Source organism: Pleurocapsa sp. PCC 7327, from assembly GCF_000317025.1.
In the GTDB taxonomy this organism is placed as follows: domain Bacteria; phylum Cyanobacteriota; class Cyanobacteriia; order Cyanobacteriales; family Microcystaceae; genus Hydrococcus.
The window spans coordinates 2,386,877-2,404,622 of record NC_019689.1 but is presented as its reverse complement, the minus strand read 5'-3'; the positions used below and the strand labels follow the sequence as shown (position 1 = coordinate 2,404,622).

Below are 17,746 nucleotides of genomic sequence, written 5' to 3'. Positions count from 1 at the left end.
TGAGAGGATTTAGAGTTTACCTCCTCGTAGCAGCCAACCAAAGATACTGCCAAAAGTTCCAGTGATAACGATAATAGCGATTTGCCTCCAGTTCTTCAGCTCGCCAACTCTCTCTGCCAATTCGGGAATTTTGTTAACGGTTGATTGGAGAGTATCGAAACGGCTTTCCACCAACCTGAAACGGTCGTCAATTCCTTTTAATCGCTCGTCAGTTCTAGCCATATAGACTTCTAACTTTCTATCAACCTCATCTACTTTCCCATCCAATTGGCTAAATCGCCGTTCGATTTGGGTAAACTGTTCGGTCAAAAAGCTTCTCAAATCTTGTAAATCTTTTCCTGTTATCGAGCTTTGATCGTCGGGGAAATTAGTCATTGTGCTAGGCTTCTATTAGATGAAAAATTGGTATGGGGAGAAGGTAGCGCTGCTCCCTATTTGCTTTTAATTTATTCGATTGTTTAAACAATCAGATCGATAAAATGTAGGAAATTTTTAGCTATTCCCCAAACTGGCGTCTCAAAGTGAAGGCGATCGCTGTAGATCGACCTGGTTTATGGGGTTTCAATGATTGTGTGGTAACTTTCTATGAAACCCTTTTTTGGTTAACCGTTGCAACCTCTACTCTAATTTTTTGTTCCGTACAGAGAGGAATTTCAGTCTATTTTAATCGAGTTGAGCTTTGAGCCTAGAACTAAAATTCTAGGCGTTGATGCTACCGACACAGAAGTAACGAACAAAAATTAGAATGGGGAAAACGCAGTAGGAGTTCAAAACATTGAGGATCTTATTAGTCTATCCGGTATTTCCGCCGACTTTCTGGTCGTATAACAAAATTCTTGAATTAGTCAACCGCAAAGTCTTATTGCCCCCTTTGGGGTTAATTACCGTGGCAGCAATTCTGCCCCAAGAGTGGAAATTTAAGCTAGTCGATCGCAACATTCGTCCCGTCACCGAAGAAGAATGGGCATGGGCAGATCTCGTCGTTCTCTCGGCAATGATCGTACAAAAGCAGGATTTACTAGAGCAAATCCAAGAAGCAAAACAACGGGGTAAATTAGTCGCCGTCGGCGGTCCCTATGCGACTTCCGTGCCATCCGAACCCCAGAGCGCAGGGGCAGATTTCCTGATTTTAGACGAAGGGGAAATCACCCTGCCGATGTTTGTCGAAGCCTTACAAAAAGGAGAAACTAGCGGAGTTTTCCGCGCCATGGAAAAACCCGATGTTACGACAACCCCCGTCCCTCGCTACGATTTGTTGGAGTTGGATGCCTATGACTCGATGTCGATTCAGTTTTCGCGGGGATGTCCCTTCCAGTGCGAATTCTGCGATATCATCGTTCTTTACGGTCGCAAACCGCGAACCAAAACCCCTGCCCAACTTTTAAAAGAATTGGATTATCTCTACGAATTGGGGTGGCGACGGGGCGTGTTTATGGTAGATGACAATTTTATTGGCAATAAGCGCAATGTCAAGTTATTGCTCAGAGAATTAAAAGTCTGGCAAGCCGAACACCACTATCCTTTTCGTTTTAATACAGAAGCCTCAGTCGATCTCGCAGACGATCCAGAATTGATGGAGTTAATGGTGGAATGCTACTTTGATGCCGTGTTTTTAGGCATTGAAACGCCAGATGAAGAGAGTTTACAACTCACAAAGAAATTTCAAAATACTCGCAGTTCTCTGGCAGATAGCGTCGATAAGATCGTTCGTGCGGGAATACGCCCAATGGCAGGGTTTATTATCGGTTTTGATGGCGAGAAAAAAGGCGCTGCCTCCCGGATTATTCGCTTTGTCGAACAAGCAGCCATTCCCACCGCTATGTTTGGAATGTTGCAAGCATTGCCTAACACTGCCCTTTGGCATCGCTTGGAAAAAGAGGGGCGTTTGCGCATAAGTGGCAGACAAGATATCAATCAGACCACCCTGATGAACTTTGTCCCCACGCGCCCCATCGAAGATATTGCCAAGGAATACATCGAGGCATTTTGGACGCTGTACGACCCTGAGGTCTTCCTAGATCGTACCTATCGCTGTTTCTTGAAGCTAGGTGCCCCCAAGTGCAAAGCTCCCTTTAAGATGCCTAGCTGGGTGGATTTACGTGCGCTAGGGATTGTCATTTGGCGGCAAGGTTTCAAACGCAACACTCGTTGGAAATTCTGGCATCATCTCTTTAGCATTCTCAAGAATAATCCGGCAGTTTGGGAACATTATCTAACCGTATGCGCCCATAACGAGCATTTTCTCGAATATCGCCAAATTGTTCGCGACGAGATCGAGGCACAATTGGCAGAGTTTCAACGACAAGAAGCTAAGCTAGAAAGGGAAGAAGCGATCGCCTCCTAAGACAATCGCTATCATTGTGTGATTTGAGAACTAACTATGCCCCAACAGCTTCTTTCGCAGCGTACATTACCTCAAGGGTAATCTCAGTCAAACCGCGATCGCGAGCAAATTTCTCGGTATTGCGCTTTACTTTACCGCGCACGAAACCAGGAACTTTATTTAATTCTGCCAAGGCTTCCTTATTCCAGTTCAAGTCAGAATCGGCAGAAATTCCTTTGTGAATCACTTCCTTGGTATCGTGTCCGCCGAAGATTTCTAAGAGGTGATCTTCCATTCCCAAGGTAAAAGAGTTGTAGACCAAATCGGCAATCTGATTCGTTCCTTCGTATCCTAAGAAAGGCTTGTATCCGATGGGGAAGTTTTGAATGTGAATCGGTGCTGAAATTACGCCGCAGGGAATGTTTAACCGCTTGCCGACGTGACGTTCCATTTGCGTTCCGAAGATGGCGGCGGGTTCGAGACGCGCGATCGCATCACCAATAACTCCGTTATCATCGCTAATAAGGATTTCATCGCAGTACTCGCTCACTTGCTCCTTAAACCACTCTGCATCGTACTTGCAGTAAGTTCCTGCGAGAACTACATGAATGCCCATTTCTCGCGCCAAAATCTTCGTCAGCGCCGCAGCGTGGGTATTATCGCCAAAAACAACCGCTTTTTTGCCCGTTAAGTTCTGACAGTCAATAGAACGGGAGAACCAAGCTGCTTGAGAAACATAGAGGGTTTGGTTTTCGATATACTTTTCGTAGTCAACCTTTACCCCTTGAGCATTAATTACTTGCCCGATCTTGCGGATACAACGAGCAGTTTCTACCACGCCCATCGGCGTAATCTCTACGTAGGGCATCCCGAATTCTTGTTCGAGGTAACGCGCTGCCATCAAACCGACTTCGCGGTAAGGCACGAGGTTAAACCAAGCGTGAGGCAAATTCTTGAGGTTTTGGACGGAAGCGCCTTCGGGAATGACTTCATTCACCTCAATTCCCAAATCTGCCATCAATCGCTTCAATTCCGTGCAGTCGTGTTGATTGTGGAAACCAAGGGTAGTAATGCCGATGATGTTGACTGATGGTTTTTCTGTTTTCCCTTCCGGAATTTCTCCCCGCTTGCGAGCTTTTTCAAGATAGTATTGGACGATTTGACTGAGAGTTTTGTCTGCTGCTTGCAGTTCGTTAACTCGATAGTGATTCACGTCCGCCAGCATGACATCGCCCTTAGATTCCATCTGAGCGCGCTCTACAAAATTTTGTAAGTCTTCTTGCAAAATGCTGGAGGTACAAGTAGGAGTAAGAACGATTAGATCGGGAGTTTCTTCTTGGTCTTTACGGATTATGTTCTCGACGACTTTCTCCTGAGAACCCCGTGCGAGAACGTTGCGGTCAACAATACTAGCGGTTACTGGGGTGAAATCCCGCTCTCGCTCTAACATAGAGCGCATGACGTTGAAATAATCGTCTCCTAGAGGAGCATGCATAATCGCATGGACGTTTTTAAAGGAACTGGCAATGCGCAGCGTGCCAATATGAGCGGGTCCTGCATACATCCAGTAGGCTAATTTCATAGAGTTCTCCCTTTTGCTGTCAGAAAGTGAAGAGGATAAGTAGAAGACAAAAATAAGTGACTTTTAAAACTCTATTTGATTGTCCCAGACTTAGAGACCTTGACAAGCAGGCACTCATAAGAGTTTACATAAAGAGCGATCGCTGTCTTGTTTGTGCTGACTAGGATTGAACATGGCACTTAAGCAACAAAAACGTTGTTTAAGTGCAAGGAAACTTCACGTTAGGGCACAAGCGGGAGCGGAAGTGGAAACGATCGACCATTAACCAATAACAAAGGACAAATGACTAATGACCATTCTATAAAGTAATGTAACAAACCCAGAGATCTTGTCAGGAAACGCTCAACATGCAAACCTTTAGCTTTGATTCACAATGTTGGATCTTGCTTGTCGCTCTTAGCCACTAGCTTTTCAATCTAAGAGCAAAAGCCCTCTCGACAGCATTTACACCTTAGCTTAAACTATTAAACTTAAAGTATAACAGCATAACAATGTTGTTACTGCCCTTGTTGCATCAAAAACAACAAAATTACAAAAAAGAATAAACAAGTTAGAGTAGGTTGCCCTGTGGTTTCTTCAAGCGTTCCCCCGACAACAAATCTGCTAAAGATAATTCCCCAACGCCGGACTGGTGCTTTTATCTTAATCGATAGCCTCGCGCGCCACGGTGTTAGACATATTTTCGGCTATCCCGGCGGCGCGATCCTGCCGATTTATGACGAGTTATATCGAGCCGAAGCGAGAGGAGAGGTTCAGCATATTCTCGTCAGACACGAACAAGGCGCTGCTCATGCGGCTGATGGCTATGCTCGCGCGACAGGTCGAGTCGGAGTCTGCTTTGGAACTTCCGGTCCTGGCGCGACGAACTTGGTAACGGGAATTGCTACCGCCCATATGGATTCTATCCCAATGGTGGTGGTGACGGGTCAGGTTCCTCGTCCGGCGATCGGTACTGATGCCTTCCAGGAAACCGATATTTACGGAATTACCTTACCGATTGTCAAGCACTCCTATGTCGTTCGCCAAGCCAGCGACATGGCGAGGATTGTAGCAGAAGCTTTCCATCTTGCCAGTACGGGTCGTCCGGGTCCAGTGCTAATCGACGTTCCCAAAGACGTGGGTTTAGAAGAGTGCGACTACGTACCAATCGAACCCGGAGATGTGAGGTTGCCCGGTTATCGTCCCACCGTCAAAGGCAATCCCCGTCAGATTAACGCAGCTTTGCAGCTCATTGAAGAATCCAGACGACCGCTGCTGTATGTCGGGGGCGGCGCGATCGCGTCTAACGCTCACGCTCAAATCCACGAATTGGCAGAACGCTTTCAGTTACCCGTAACTACAACTTTGATGGGGTTAGGAGCTTTTGACGAGAATCATCCTCTCTCCGTCGGCATGTTGGGGATGCACGGGACAGCCTATGCTAACTTTGCCGTCACCGATTGCGATTTGTTGATTGCAGTTGGGGCGAGATTTGACGATCGCGTTACGGGTAAGTTAGACGAGTTTGCCTCCCGCGCTAAAGTCATTCACATCGATATCGATCCGGCTGAAGTCGGTAAAAACCGCGCTCCCGAAGTTCCCATCGTGGGCGACGTACGCCAAGTTCTAGAACAGATCCTGCAACGGGCAAAAGAACTGAATTTCCCCTCTCGGTCGGGACGCACGCAGGAATGGCTACAACGAATCCAACGCTGGCGCGAGGATTATCCTCTAATCGTTCCTCGCCACAGCGATAGCATGTCTCCCCAAGAAGTGATCCTAGAAGTCGGTCGCCAGGCTCCTTACGCTTACTATACCACCGATGTCGGACAGCATCAGATGTGGGCGGCTCAGTTCCTTAAGACAGGTCCCCGTCGCTGGATTTCCAGCGCTGGCTTGGGAACAATGGGCTATGGCATGCCCGCAGCGATGGGAGCCAAGCTAGCCGTACCAGACCAAGAGGTCATCTGTATCAGCGGCGATGCCAGCTTCCAGATGAACTTACAAGAGTTGGGAACATTAGCACAATATAACATTAATGTCAAGACAGTCATCATCAATAACGGTTGGCAAGGCATGGTGCGCCAGTGGCAGCAGGCTTTCTATGGCGAGCGGTATTCCGCCTCAAACATGCAGACGGGAATGCCCGACTTCGAGCTATTGGCGAAAGCTTTTGGTATCAAAGGTATCACAATTCGCGATCGCACCGAACTTGTCGATGGCATTGCGGCCATGCTTGCCCACGACGGTCCCGTTCTCGTCGATGCCCACGTCACTAAAGACGAAAACTGCTATCCAATGGTTGCTCCCGGTAAGAGCAACGCGCAGATGGTGGGACTGCCAGAACCTAAAACTCCTCGCCCGGAAAACGAGCCAATCGTTTGCACCAATTGCGGAGCCAAAAATCCTCCCAGCAATAAATTCTGTCCCGACTGCGGCACCAAGTTGTAAGGTTTTAGTCGCGTCTGTTAGCAGTTAGCTAAGTACAAGAGTTGATTATTTTTCTTCCCCTTTTCTAATTTCGGAGAGGGGAATTTTTCTTTGGCACGATGAGAGAAGAATTGTCTTCCCAATTCGCAATTATTCTCCCATTAGTTATCAACTGTCAATGCTGTTTGCTGCTGGCGGGTTGCAAGAAGGCTCATATTCCCCAGATAGCTCGTTGCGCTCTCAATCGCTCCCTCGCGCATATTTCGTTGTTCTGGAGGAAATCGATCTAATATCAGCTTAGGAACTAAATAAATCGAACACCAGGAGCTAGAAAAGTTTGTTTGTCCCTGAACGATCGCCCATACGAAATGAACGGTAAAATCGCTTGGTAGCGCATAAGTTGCTTGGCTGAGGAGTTCTAGGGGAGTTGCGCTCCACAGAGGGTTTGAAGCATTGGGTTGCAAGGGTGACAAATTAGAATAGTCATCCATCGCCAGAAGGTAGCCTAACACGAAGCGCTCTTCAGACGAGAGATCCTCAAGAGTTAAGTCTTCTACCCGAACGCCTCTAGTATCTGCCAATCCCTCAAGAAAACGAGATCCGTTATTCTGCCCTTCGACATTCCATCCCAGCGCGTTGATAACTGCCGCTTTGCGATCGCTAGAAGCCGAACTTAGCAAGAATTCTAAAATTTTTCCCTGAAGTACCTTTTACTGCCGTGCCAAGCGCACGACGGACAAATCTTGATAAGCGCTAGCCAAATCGGTTGATATCAGAGGACTATCTGCGCGAACCGGACTGAGTTGTCCTAGCAGGCAAATACCAGTTATCGTCAAGAGCAGGATACAGTGACGTAGGGACATAAGTAGTAATACCAATTCACTTTTTTACTAAACCAGGAAACAAAGTCTACGCTATCCTCCGGACTAAATTCGCCAACGATACTCTATTTCCTTCTGCTCTATATGGACTTTTCAGATGTCCCTTTGTATCTATAGTCGTTTTTTGTCAATTCCTCTATAAGAATTTTTATATTGCTTTAAATAAATTCATACGAGACGATCGCTTGAAAAAAGCAAAAATTTCATTTTTTTTATTTAATATTGGAGCAAAAGTCTTGCTAAATCTAAATCTTAGAAAATCACTTTATTTTTTAGTTATAGCAGGCCTGGGATTATCTTTAGATAATAATCCCTCAAATGACCAAACTTCGTTGCTTAATAAAAATTATTCTCACACATTAAGATATGTAAAACAAAGCTATTTGATTGATATTTTAAAATGTCAGAAACAGAATTTATTGGTTTATCTTATTAAATTTGAGCGATCGCAAAACTGGGAATCGCTTTTAAACTTAAAGTAGGCATTAAAAAAATTTTGCGGAAAAAGTTCCTGAGTGGCTGAAGTAGTTGAAAGATGGGGGAGTTGCTTAAAACTCAACCCAAAGGATTGAGTGTGGAAGAGGAGGAGCAAATGTTAGAACGTCTTTTCTGGAGTGCCTTTTTAACGGCTTGTCTTTGGAATATCGTCCATCTGTCAGAGCTATCGCAGTCCTCTTCGCAACGATCGGGAGAACTGTTAAATGCGAGCGATCGCGTCTCGGTCGTAGCAAGTCGCTTGCATGACTAGCTGGGCTACCTCATCAAATCTTTTTCCTGCGGAAGCCGTGGTTACGTAGATCGGTTGATGCACGAGCCGATCTGCTAGGACAAAACTCGTCAATAGAGCAATTTAGAGATTAGAAATAGGACGAGCTAGATTTTGGCTCGCCCTACAGGTAAAAACGATCTTGCTCCTACAAAAGCGTATCCATCAATTGCATGACGCGAATGCTTTCTGGGGATAAAATCGCTGCCGGCGACTGGTTTTCTAAATGCTTCTCCAGCAATCCTTTGAGGGAAATCAGTTTGAGGCTATTTTCGGCAAGCGTGTCTGCGATCGCTTCAGCGGCGGGAAGATAACCAATTGCCCCCAAATCCATCAAAGCCGAGCGCCGCAATTGCAAATCGTCCCGTTCTAATGCTCGAACCAAACGCTCTCCATAAACGGGGTTCCCGGTCAGCTGGTACATCGCCCGGGCCGCTGCATACCGAACTTTTTCGACAAAATGTTCTAAAAACGGTTCGATCGCTGCGATCGCGTCTTTCGCCTGTAGCGTTCCCAATGCCTCAAGAATCGCTTCGTAGGGTTGCACTAAATGAGGCTTGCCGGGAAATTGCCGGGCGGCTTGCACTCCCCCGTCCAACAATTTTCTCAGCGCGGGAATAGCTGTCGGATCGCCTAGCCTTTCTAAGGCTTGAGCGGCGGATTCTCGGACGTAGTAGTCCGGACAATCCAAACATTTAATCAAGGGAGGAACGACTTGGCGATCGCCCAATTTTCCTAACGCCGTTGCCGCATTTCTACGCAGGGGATAGCCGCCATCGGGAGTTCTATCCGTTTCGTCTTCTAACGCTTCGAGTAAAGCCGCGATCGCTTCCGGTTCCCTGACGCGAAAACGACCGAGCCACCAGGCGGCATAGTATCGCTGTCCCAAGTCTTTTCGCTGTTTGAGATTGGCGATCGCGCCTTCGACCGTTAAAGACGGATTATCGGCGGATGAATCGCCTGCCGATAAATAAGTTTCCAAATTTGAATTGGGATTAGTCTCCATCATTCGACTGCTCGCCCAACCCATTAGTTGGATGTCCAAGGCTTGATACTTAAAATTGTGCCACCCATGCGAGTAATTCGTCTCATTTCATCATTCATGCGCTGATAGGGCACTTTAATGAAAACGCTGCTGCTCGAACGAAAAGAATAGCTATTTTTATCATTGTCCGTATTTTGCCGCAGTCCCGCGACCTCATAGACAAAAACGCGATTATCTGATGCAGTTTTACCGAGCATAATTGCGATATTTCTTTAGCTAACTCAAAAAAGATTTTATCTGGGGAATTAGGAATTGGAGAGCGATCGCGCTCTAGCAGACAGCTTCCCCAATTCCTATCTTCTTTTTAGGCTAAGTTACAAACTCGCAGGAGTAATACTCGCCACCTTGCCCCCTTGACGGTTGATTTGCTCTAAGGTACTGTTGAGCTGTTCGTAAGGAACGAAGAAAGCTTTGCTGCCCCGACGTACTCTGGGATATCCGGGTCCTGTCATTCCTGCTACCTCAACGCGGTAAACTTTGTTGGGAGAACCGAAAGGCACGGAACCGCCCAATGCTTTCGTAGGCGTAGTTCCTACTCCCAAGTTACGAGACCGGGAAGCCCTATAAGTATTCCCGGGTGCAACCACCGCAGATGCGGTATTCTGACCGAGTTCGCCTGCTAAGCGAGGTACTCCGCCTCCAAGTTGCGAGCAATCGCTATTGGCATAGCCGCGATACAGCTGGAACATGCGGGTAAATCCGACTGTCTTTTGTCCGGTCTGGGTCGCAAAGCCGCGATAGTAAGGAACGACATTCTCGCCAAAATTCTCCAGATACTCGGCTGAATCGATATAAGAATCGATATCAGCTTCGTAGCCTTGATTTTGATAGAGGTCGAGGTGATAGATGAACTCTGACTCGTCGTAGGGAGCGCGACCCAACAAGTGTTTAAAGTTCAGCTCAATCGTCCGAGTCTGGAAGTTGTTATAGAAATACTTGTTTTTGTAAAGTTCCGATTTCGCTACGGCGCGAACGAACTCCCGCACGCTGAGAGAGCCGTTAGTCAGAAGCGACTCTGCGCTTTTTAGACGCTCGGATTCCATGATATACTCATTGCCGATTACCTGGCGGTAGACGGCGCGGATGACGGCTTTAGCGTCATCTTGAGACCAATTGGGACGCAGCTCAACAGGTGCTGCGCTATCAAAGGCTGATGTCCCCAAACGAGATGCTGCTACTGTAATAGCCACTTACAATTCTCCTTTTTGAAAATCAAAATCTAACTGGTTAAGCTTGCGTGATACTAGTAACTCTGCCACCTTGACGGTTGATTTGTTGCAATCTATCAGATAATTGCTCGTAGGACACGAGATATTCTTGATTGCTTTGCCGAATTCTTGCCATGCGACCGACCGTCGGGGCTTGAGCGACGCACACTCGATAGAAATGTCCGCGACTGCCACCAGCAATCCCAGCCAGGGCTTCTTTTGTCGAACCGATGCGAATGGGCGAAGCAGTATTGTAAGCAACTTCTCGCACCAGTCTAGCTGTTTTTGTTCCTTGAGAGCGATCGCTACTGGCATATCCCCGATAAAGTTGGAAAATCCGGCTAAAGCCCACCGTCTTTTGATTTCGTTGAGTCGTAAATCCTCGATAATAAGGGACGATTGAGTCGCCAAAATTTTCTTGATACTCTGGAGAATCTAGATAAGAGTCGATCTCGGCTTCATAACCTTCATGGTTATAGAGATCGGTATGATAAGCAATCTCCGCGCGATCGTAAGGTGCCCGTCCTAGCAGATGCTTATAGTTCAACTCAATAAACCGATTCTGCGGATTAGAGTAAAAAAACTTTTCTTTATACAATTCTGAGAGTGCCAAAGCCCGAACGAAGTCTTTAACGCTAATCGTGCCATTGCGTAACAGAGACTCAGCACTCGCTAGCCGTTCGCTCGACATCAGGTGCTCGTTGCCCATGACCTGACGATAGGCGGCACGGATAGCAGCTTCGGCATCTTCTTGAGACCAATTAGGGCGCAACTCAACGGGCGCCATCTCGCTAAAAGCCGAGGTGCCCAGCCGAGATGCGGCTAATGTAATCGCCATTTTTGAGTTCTCCTTAATGAAAACAGAATTCAATTCGCGTTCTTAAGCCGGCGTAATGCTGGTAACCTGACCGCCCTGGCGGTTAATTTGCCGCAATCTTTCAGATAATTGCTCGTAAGGAATCAAATATTCCATATTGCTGCGACGAATTCGTGCCATGCGCCCGATTTTCGGTGCTTGCGTAACTCTTACCCGATAGAATCTTCCTCGGCTACCGCCAGAAGTTCCGGCAAGAACGGTACCCGTAGACCCAATATAGATAGGCGAAGAGGTATTCTGTATGACTTCTCGGTTCAAACGGGGCTGTTTTCCACCGCCAATTTGAGCTTTATCGCTACTGGAATACCCGCGATACAGTTGAAAAATCCGGGTAAAGCCAACCATTTTTTGTAGACCTTGGGTAGCAAAGCCGCGATAGTAAGGCACAATCCACTCGCCAAAGTTGCTTTGATATTCCTCTGAATCGAGGTAAGAGTCAATTTCTGCCTCATAGCCGCCTTCATCGAGCAATTGGCTGTGAGCCATCATTTCTTCGTAGCTTTCCGGGGCGCGACCGAGGAGATGCTTGAAATTTAATTCAATAGCTCGATATCGATAGCAATTATCAAAAAATCGGGAACGGTACAATTCCGATTTGGCTACCTGCCGGACAAACTCGCGCACGGAAATATTTCCTTGTTTGAGTTGAGATTCGGGAACGGTTAGCCGTTCGCTCTCCATTACATAAGCGTTGCCCAAAACTTGCCGATATACGGCTCTGATGACCGTCGCTCGATCGGCTTCTGAAGCATCAGGACGCAGTTCGACGACTGCTGCTTCGCTATAAGGTTCGATTCCTAACCGTTGGGCTGCTGCTAAGCTTGTCATGTTTGCCTCCTAGCTGGTTTTAGATATAACAAGACCCGGAAAGACGAACGATTGCTAACCCTTTTGCTAACAACCTCCCGCCTTTCCGGGTCAAAAGGAGCTTAAAAGCTCTATTAGCTCAGGGCGTTGATTGCATAGTCGATGTAGGAATTAGCTTCGACTGCTGCGTCGCCACTTAAACCGTGGTTGGCTTTGATGTACTTGAGCGCCTCAATGTACCAGCTAGGAGACAATTCAAAGGTGCTGTTGATTTCATCAAGACCTGCGATCAAATATTCGTCCATCGGACCAGTACCGCCAGCAATACAGCAGTAGGTAATCATGCGGAGGTAGTAGCCGATGTCGCGAGCGCACTTGTCTTTTCCGCGTTGGTCGGCAGCATAGTTCGGTCCCTGCATTTGAGTGGTGTAGGGGAACTTATTGTATACCGCTTGAGCGGCACCGTTGATTAAGTTTTGAGCATTGGCAGTCAATGCTTTAGCGGCTTCCAATCCAGATTTGGCTTGGCGCAAACGTCCAAAAGCAACTTGCATCTCGGTGCTGCTGAGGAAGCGACCTTGAGAATCAGCAGAGGCAACGGCTTCAGTCAAAGGGGTTTTCATAGTTTTGCTATCTCCCGATTATTTTGCAAAATTTTCCTAGAAAGTAATGTTGTTTAATCTATCTGCTTTTGATGACTGCTATTAAGCAACAGCCGCAGCAGCTTGATCGAAGTAGCTAGAAATTTCAGCCATCAAAGCGCTGCAATCGCCAGGAGTGATATTATTCCGGTCGTTAGCGATCGCGATCGCAGCTTCCTTCATCTTTTGAACGCCAGCAGCAACGGAAGCACCGGGAACCCCCAGAGCGACATAGGTTTCGCGCAGACCGTTCAAGCAGCGATCGTTGAGTACGCTAGCATCGCCAGTAAAGGTAGCATAGGTCACGTAGCGCAAGATGATTTCCATGTCGCGCAAGCAAGCTGCCATACGACGGTTGGTATAAGCGTTACCTCCAGGAGCGATCAGTTGAGGCTGCTCGGCAAACAAGGCACGAGCTGCATTAGAAACGATAGCAGAAGCGTTGCTGGTGATCCGGTTGACTGCGTCTAGACGCTTGTTGCCATCGGCAACCATTTTGTTGAGGGCGTCGATTTGAGCGGTAGAAACGAAATCACCGCGAGCATCAGCTTGGGAAACAACCCTGGTAAATGCGTCAAACATTGGAATTCATCTCCTAATTAAAGTACTTCAAGTTAAGTTGAGTTTGGTTTGACAAAACCGAGTCTCGATGCAAATTTTCTAAGCAGTTTGAGCCACTTAGAAGGTTTATAGAAACAGTTGTCTTGTTTTTCCGCTCCCCCAGCATTTCTTAAAGTTTTTTTAAGAAACTGAGAAAACTTCACACAAATGTGATGAACCTCAAGAAGGTGGATTTAGGTGTTTGGGTTAACTCTCACCTGACTTTTTCCCACCTCAAGTTACTTTTATACAATGGGAATGAACTTTTGTTTGTTACATCTTGTAAATTTTTTCAGAATTTGATGGAACCGCTCTTTATTGTCTATAGGCTAATCAGTTCCCAAGCCGCTAAGGCAGAGGCAATAGCAACCAGTCCGATAAAGGTCGCGCCAAAGATAACGATCGCTTTGCCCAGCATTCGCGCTGCTTTCGGATAAGGCGGTTTCTGCCACTCCCACCGATATTCTCGTATGGGTTTGGCTTGGAAATAACCTAGTGCTTCCAGTTGCTTGCGATGGTCTTCCCCGTAGCGAGGCATTCGCGCAAAAGGCAGATCGCCTTGGTTATGTTGGGGCAGAATTCGCCGTCGTTGATAAGGAACGGTATCGTAGCCAAAATTAGTCAGATACTCTTCGCTATCGAGCAGTTCGTCAATAAACCCTTTCAACCCTTTGGTAGCGAGTACGATAGACCAAGCCAGTTTTTCGCGATCGCTGTAAACATCCCGTCCTAGCAGTCGTTGAATGCACATCTGTACGAACCGATAATTATTATTTGGCTCGTAATTGCGCCGCCGGAAAGTGTCAGAAAGAACCAATCCCCGGATGAAATCTCTAACCGTAATTTGACCGAATTTCAGTTGAGATTCCAAAGTTTTTTGGCGATTGCTGGCGAGAAGCTGTTGTTCGTTAAAAATTTGCCGATAGGCTGCTCTAATTAGCTCGTCGATTTCTCCTCCTGATAGAAGATTTTCTGTGTTATAAATCGCGGGCTGTTCGTCCCCCGGAACTTCAAAACCTTCTACTCGCTGGTTTGAGGTAGATGGGGGATAGTTTAACAAAGGAATCGACACCTTAACCTCCTCAATCGAGCACAGAGCTAAAGTTTTCGTCTTAGTCAGAAATCGCTGCCGCTCTCAATTGAATAAGTAATTTTGCTTATTTATCTTTGAGGGTAAAAGATGGCGTTTGCCAAAATTTCGTTTTTTCATAATCTGTAATATTTTGCAGTAAGCTAGCTCAACTTTGGAAAGAACTAAAAAAAGATCTAAAATCTTTAATGAATTTTCTCTCAGTTGCGACGAAACTCTTATTAGATAAGCTTATTGAGGGTCGATCGCTCTGAGCTTTTATGACTTGTTTTTTATAATTCTCAAAATAACTTAATGAGAATAAATTCTTTTTAGGGTGATATTTATATCTAGCGAGCAAGATGCTCGCACTACAAGTCAAATCTAAAACTTCAGCAATTAGCATTCGTTTGCTCGCATGCCCCGATACTCACCCAAGTACTCGAACCGTCTGCCCAGTATTCTTTTTTCCAAATGGGGGCATTGTGTTTAAGGGTATCAATGGCATAGCGGCAAGCTTCAAAAGCTTCCGCGCGATGGGGACAACCAACTGCTACTAAAACACTAATTTCTCCAATCTCTAGCTTGCCAATGCGATGGTGAATGATAACGCGATTGGTATCCATCCAGCGCTGGCGAATCTCGGCGGCAATTTGACGAAAGATTGCCAGTGCCATTGGTTCGTAGACTTGGTATTCTAGGTAAAGAACGGGCTTTCCATCGGTTTGCTGGCGAACCGTACCGCTCATCACGACGATCGCGCCATTGGCAGGATCGTTGGCAAGATTGTAAACTTCATCGAGCGATAGGGGAGCAAAACTGATTCTAAAGCGATCGCGTTCTCCAGTCGTACTGGAAACCGGGGTTACGCTAAAAGTCATAGGCAAAAAGGATTTTGGATTGACTTACTTATATTTTGGCGTAGTCAAGGGCGATCGCTAACAATCAATTCCCAACGCGATCGCGAATTTCATAATACAAAAGCGGTCGTTCGTTAACGATCGTCCGTCGGGCAGGCGACATGCCGAGTTTCTCAAGCACTCGGATTGAAGCTGCGTTTGGTTCGTCAACATCGGCAATAACGCGATCGCGCTTTAGCGTATCAAAAGCATAACGCAATACTACTGAAGCGGCTTCAGTAGCATAGTCGCGCCCCCAGAGTAGAGGGTTGGTGCCAAAGATGAGACTCGGCGCTTCCTGGGAAAAGTCTAACAGACCTGCAAACCCGGCGACTAGATCGCTCTGGCGTTCAAAGAAAAGCCAAAGCCCATATCCACTTTTGAAACTTTTGATACTTAAATCGACGAAAGATTGTGCTTCTTCGCGGGAAATAATGCGATCGTCGAAGAGAAACCGCCGTATATCTGGATCGTTCCATAACTTGTGCAAGAAGTCGAGATCGTCGATCTGGCACGGACGCAGGTGCAAGCGATCGCCATAAAGCAAGTGAGTCATTAGTGAGTCATTGTTATTCATTTTTCTCTGCTCGTGGTTCTGCCTGACTCGATCGCCTTGATGTAATCATATACTACAAAAATATATTTGTATTATGCAACAGAATAATCTTTCTACTTGCGATAGACCAAAACACTCAAACCAATGAGCAAAAGTCCTGCAAGCTCGTCCATTCGCACGATATTAAATAGGCTGGTCGCATGACCATTTTTTGAATTGTTTTGGCTCAGATTTTCAACTCGCCTTGAGGTTTCCAATCAGATACAAAAGCGCCATTCGTACTGCTACGCCATTGGTGACTTGCTCGGAGATGAGGCTTAAAGCCGGGTCGTCCATCAAATCGGAATCAATTTCTACGCCTCGGTTAACGGGACCCGGATGGAGAACTTTGACATCATTTTGACAGAGCTTGAGACGATCGCGTGTAATGCCATATCGTTGGTGATACTCCCTCAAACTGGGTAATAAATGCTCGGTCATGCGTTCTTTTTGCAGTCGCAAGGTCATAATGAAATGGGCATCCTGCAAGGCGGGTTCGATCTCCCAGTGCAACAATAATTTCCCTCCATAAGTGCGATTGCCCATACTTGCAAATAACATGGGAACTAGCGTCGGCGGTCCTGCTAAATGAACTTCCGCTCCTGCCGCCGTCAAACTCCAAATATTAGACCGCGCTACCCTTGAGTGTAGGATATCGCCGACAATGGCGATTTTTTTTTCTTTTAGCAGTTCGACGCGGGGATTTTCTGGGTCTAGTAGAGATGTAATGGTAAATAAATCCAGTAAAGCTTGAGAAGGGTGTTCGTGCTGTCCGTCGCCTGCATTGAAAACGCTAACTCCAGTATTAAGGCGATCCATTTCTTGTGCGATCGCGTTGGGAACGCCTGCTTGCTGGTGACGGATCACCATAATATCGGTTCCCATCGCCAGATAGGTTTTCGCCGTGTCTAAAATGGTTTCTCCCTTGGTTATAGAAGAAGTTCCTGGCGAAAAATTGAGGATATCGGCAGAAAGCCGCTTAGCGGCAAGTTCAAAACTGCTGCGCGTGCGCGTTGAAGGTTCAAAGAATAAATTTGTCACCACCTGTCCCTGAAGCGCTGGGACTTTTTTGGTTCGCCTTGAGAGAACTTCCCGGAAACTCGAAGCGGTTTGCAACACGATATCGTATTCTTGGGGAACCCAATCAGCTAGGGCGAGGATGTGATGACGAGTCCAGGTAAATTGCATAATGGGAAAGTTCCCTATTCATATCTTCGATTATTTTGCTACAAAAGGTGGCGCATCGCCTCAAGAAAACAACGATCGCGTTATTCTATGACTCCTAACTTCAAGCTAATAGACATAAATATGACAAAAATGATGATGACTATGAAAAAGCTCGCGTTAGCTTTGGCTTTGTGCTTGTTGCCGACGAGTGCTGCTTTAGCCCAACTGCTTTCTCAGACTAACTCCCCACCCACTAACGACTCTTCGCTGATTTCGCCCGAAACTCGCATTAACTATAACTTTTTGCGTCAATTATTAGCGACTGGACAGTGGCGCAAAGCCAATGACCGAACCAAACAATTGATGTTGAAAGCAGCCAATCGAGAAGCGCAAGGATGGCTTTCAAGCCAAAATATCGAAAAATTTCCTTGCTGGGATTTGAAAACAATTGACAGTCTTTGGAAAGAATATTCCAAAGGGCGCTTTGGTTTTAGCATTCAGTTTCCTATTTTTGTAGAAACTGGTAATAGACCGGGGCGATTGGTAGACGTAGATGCATACGAAAAATTTGGCGATCGCGTTGGCTGGCGAAAGGAACAACGATGGATCGATTTTAAGGAAAATTTAAACTATAGTCTCGACGCACCAATAGGACATCTTCCCAACCCAAGACAAGAATATCAAATTAATGGAGGAAGGCTCGAATATGTCACACTTAGCAAGCGAATGGTTGACTGCAAGTTAGTCACTCCCCCAGCGAATCCAACGCCTCCAGCGAGCGAAACTAACCCATTGAATGTAATGCCCCCAGCGAACGAAACAAAATCATTAAATCAAAAGAAAAAATAATGCTATAGCTCTAATTTTCTTTTCTTAA

General features: G+C 46.4%; 19 protein-coding genes. 4 read left to right on the top strand and 15 right to left on the bottom strand.

Features of this window, described 5'->3' with window-relative positions; all coding sequences use genetic code 11:
* Positions 1–9: 9 nt before the first annotated feature.
* Positions 10–375 carry a hypothetical protein gene (locus PLE7327_RS10750; protein WP_015143854.1) on the bottom strand — a complete coding sequence of 122 codons (366 nt, stop codon included), beginning with the start codon at positions 373–375 and terminating at the stop codon, positions 10–12.
* A 400-nt stretch (positions 376–775) separates the two neighbouring features.
* Between PLE7327_RS10750 and PLE7327_RS10745 the strand changes: the two genes are divergently transcribed.
* Positions 776–2,344: a B12-binding domain-containing radical SAM protein gene (locus PLE7327_RS10745; protein WP_015143853.1), complete on the top strand. Its 1,569-nt coding sequence runs from the start codon at positions 776–778 to the stop codon at positions 2,342–2,344.
* A 34-nt stretch (positions 2,345–2,378) separates the two neighbouring features.
* Here the strand turns inward: PLE7327_RS10745 and bchB are convergent, their stop codons facing one another.
* Positions 2,379–3,905, bottom strand: coding sequence for a ferredoxin:protochlorophyllide reductase (ATP-dependent) subunit B (bchB, locus tag PLE7327_RS10740; RefSeq protein ID WP_015143852.1), 1,527 nt, complete (start codon positions 3,903–3,905; stop codon positions 2,379–2,381).
* Positions 3,906–4,472: 567 nt separating this feature from the next.
* Between bchB and ilvB the strand changes: the two genes are divergently transcribed.
* A complete protein-coding gene (ilvB, locus tag PLE7327_RS10735) occupies positions 4,473–6,335 on the top strand; it encodes a biosynthetic-type acetolactate synthase large subunit (RefSeq protein ID WP_015143851.1) in 1,863 nt (620 codons plus the stop codon).
* A gap of 140 nt (positions 6,336–6,475) precedes the next feature.
* Here the strand turns inward: ilvB and PLE7327_RS10730 are convergent, their stop codons facing one another.
* Positions 6,476–6,994 (bottom strand): hypothetical protein, encoded by a 519-nt coding sequence (locus tag PLE7327_RS10730; RefSeq protein WP_186005379.1) that lies wholly within the window; start codon positions 6,992–6,994, stop codon positions 6,476–6,478.
* A gap of 30 nt (positions 6,995–7,024) precedes the next feature.
* On the bottom strand, positions 7,025–7,177 hold the full coding sequence (locus tag PLE7327_RS24825; protein WP_186005378.1) for a hypothetical protein: 153 nt from the start codon (positions 7,175–7,177) through the stop codon (positions 7,025–7,027).
* A 203-nt stretch (positions 7,178–7,380) separates the two neighbouring features.
* On the opposite strand from PLE7327_RS24825, the gene PLE7327_RS10725 reads away from it, so the two are divergent.
* Positions 7,381–7,677 (top strand): hypothetical protein, encoded by a 297-nt coding sequence (locus tag PLE7327_RS10725; RefSeq protein ID WP_041392053.1) that lies wholly within the window; start codon positions 7,381–7,383, stop codon positions 7,675–7,677.
* Positions 7,678–8,109: 432 nt separating this feature from the next.
* Here PLE7327_RS10725 and PLE7327_RS10715 read toward each other — a convergent pair whose 3' ends face one another.
* The 11 genes from PLE7327_RS10715 to PLE7327_RS10660 form a co-directional block, all read right to left on the bottom strand.
* Complete coding sequence (locus tag PLE7327_RS10715; protein WP_051036533.1) at positions 8,110–8,967, bottom strand: HEAT repeat domain-containing protein; 858 nt, start codon at positions 8,965–8,967, stop codon at positions 8,110–8,112.
* Between the two features lie 23 nt (positions 8,968–8,990).
* Entirely contained in the window at positions 8,991–9,203 is a 213-nt protein-coding gene (locus PLE7327_RS10710) for a phycobilisome linker polypeptide (RefSeq protein WP_015143848.1), read from the bottom strand.
* Positions 9,204–9,320: 117 nt separating this feature from the next.
* Entirely contained in the window at positions 9,321–10,196 is an 876-nt protein-coding gene (locus tag PLE7327_RS10705) for a phycobilisome linker polypeptide (RefSeq protein WP_015143847.1), read from the bottom strand.
* A 37-nt stretch (positions 10,197–10,233) separates the two neighbouring features.
* Complete coding sequence (locus tag PLE7327_RS10700; RefSeq protein ID WP_015143846.1) at positions 10,234–11,052, bottom strand: phycobilisome linker polypeptide; 819 nt, start codon at positions 11,050–11,052, stop codon at positions 10,234–10,236.
* 42 nt (positions 11,053–11,094) lie between these two features.
* Positions 11,095–11,919, bottom strand: a complete 825-nt coding sequence (locus PLE7327_RS10695) for a phycobilisome linker polypeptide (RefSeq protein WP_015143845.1) — start codon at positions 11,917–11,919, stop codon at positions 11,095–11,097.
* 113 nt (positions 11,920–12,032) lie between these two features.
* Positions 12,033–12,521, bottom strand: coding sequence for a phycocyanin subunit alpha (cpcA, locus tag PLE7327_RS10690; RefSeq protein ID WP_015143844.1), 489 nt, complete (start codon positions 12,519–12,521; stop codon positions 12,033–12,035).
* Between the two features lie 81 nt (positions 12,522–12,602).
* Positions 12,603–13,121 (bottom strand): phycocyanin subunit beta, encoded by a 519-nt coding sequence (locus PLE7327_RS10685; RefSeq protein ID WP_015143843.1) that lies wholly within the window; start codon positions 13,119–13,121, stop codon positions 12,603–12,605.
* 340 nt (positions 13,122–13,461) lie between these two features.
* Complete coding sequence (locus tag PLE7327_RS10680; protein ID WP_015143841.1) at positions 13,462–14,211, bottom strand: phycobilisome rod-core linker polypeptide; 750 nt, start codon at positions 14,209–14,211, stop codon at positions 13,462–13,464.
* A 389-nt stretch (positions 14,212–14,600) separates the two neighbouring features.
* Positions 14,601–15,089: a molybdenum cofactor biosynthesis protein MoaE gene (locus tag PLE7327_RS10670; RefSeq protein ID WP_015143840.1), complete on the bottom strand. Its 489-nt coding sequence runs from the start codon at positions 15,087–15,089 to the stop codon at positions 14,601–14,603.
* 64 nt (positions 15,090–15,153) lie between these two features.
* Positions 15,154–15,663, bottom strand: coding sequence for a GNAT family N-acetyltransferase (locus PLE7327_RS10665; RefSeq protein WP_015143839.1), 510 nt, complete (start codon positions 15,661–15,663; stop codon positions 15,154–15,156).
* A 234-nt stretch (positions 15,664–15,897) separates the two neighbouring features.
* A complete protein-coding gene (locus tag PLE7327_RS10660; protein ID WP_015143838.1) occupies positions 15,898–16,890 on the bottom strand; it encodes an aspartate carbamoyltransferase catalytic subunit in 993 nt (330 codons plus the stop codon).
* A gap of 141 nt (positions 16,891–17,031) precedes the next feature.
* Between PLE7327_RS10660 and PLE7327_RS10655 the strand changes: the two genes are divergently transcribed.
* A complete protein-coding gene (locus tag PLE7327_RS10655) occupies positions 17,032–17,718 on the top strand; it encodes a GUN4 domain-containing protein (RefSeq protein WP_144266112.1) in 687 nt (228 codons plus the stop codon).
* The last annotated feature ends 28 nt before the right edge of the window (positions 17,719–17,746 follow it).

Coding starts and splice junctions, on each gene's coding strand:
- PLE7327_RS10750 (WP_015143854.1), bottom strand. CDS start 375: ATGACTAATTTCCCCGACGATCAAAGCTCGATAACAGGAAAAGATTTA.
- PLE7327_RS10710 (WP_015143848.1), bottom strand. CDS start 9,203: ATGCTCGGTAAAACTGCATCAGATAATCGCGTTTTTGTCTATGAGGTC.
- PLE7327_RS10700 (WP_015143846.1), bottom strand. CDS start 11,052: ATGGCGATTACATTAGCCGCATCTCGGCTGGGCACCTCGGCTTTTAGC.
- bchB (WP_015143852.1), bottom strand. CDS start 3,905: ATGAAATTAGCCTACTGGATGTATGCAGGACCCGCTCATATTGGCACG.
- PLE7327_RS10655 (WP_144266112.1), top strand. CDS start 17,032: ATGAAAAAGCTCGCGTTAGCTTTGGCTTTGTGCTTGTTGCCGACGAGT.
- PLE7327_RS10670 (WP_015143840.1), bottom strand. CDS start 15,089: ATGACTTTTAGCGTAACCCCGGTTTCCAGTACGACTGGAGAACGCGAT.
- PLE7327_RS10695 (WP_015143845.1), bottom strand. CDS start 11,919: ATGACAAGCTTAGCAGCAGCCCAACGGTTAGGAATCGAACCTTATAGC.
- PLE7327_RS10715 (WP_051036533.1), bottom strand. CDS start 8,967: ATGGAGACTAATCCCAATTCAAATTTGGAAACTTATTTATCGGCAGGC.
- PLE7327_RS24825 (WP_186005378.1), bottom strand. CDS start 7,177: ATGTCCCTACGTCACTGTATCCTGCTCTTGACGATAACTGGTATTTGC.
- PLE7327_RS10660 (WP_015143838.1), bottom strand. CDS start 16,890: ATGCAATTTACCTGGACTCGTCATCACATCCTCGCCCTAGCTGATTGG.
- cpcA (WP_015143844.1), bottom strand. CDS start 12,521: ATGAAAACCCCTTTGACTGAAGCCGTTGCCTCTGCTGATTCTCAAGGT.
- PLE7327_RS10685 (WP_015143843.1), bottom strand. CDS start 13,121: ATGTTTGACGCATTTACCAGGGTTGTTTCCCAAGCTGATGCTCGCGGT.
- PLE7327_RS10665 (WP_015143839.1), bottom strand. CDS start 15,663: ATGACTCACTTGCTTTATGGCGATCGCTTGCACCTGCGTCCGTGCCAG.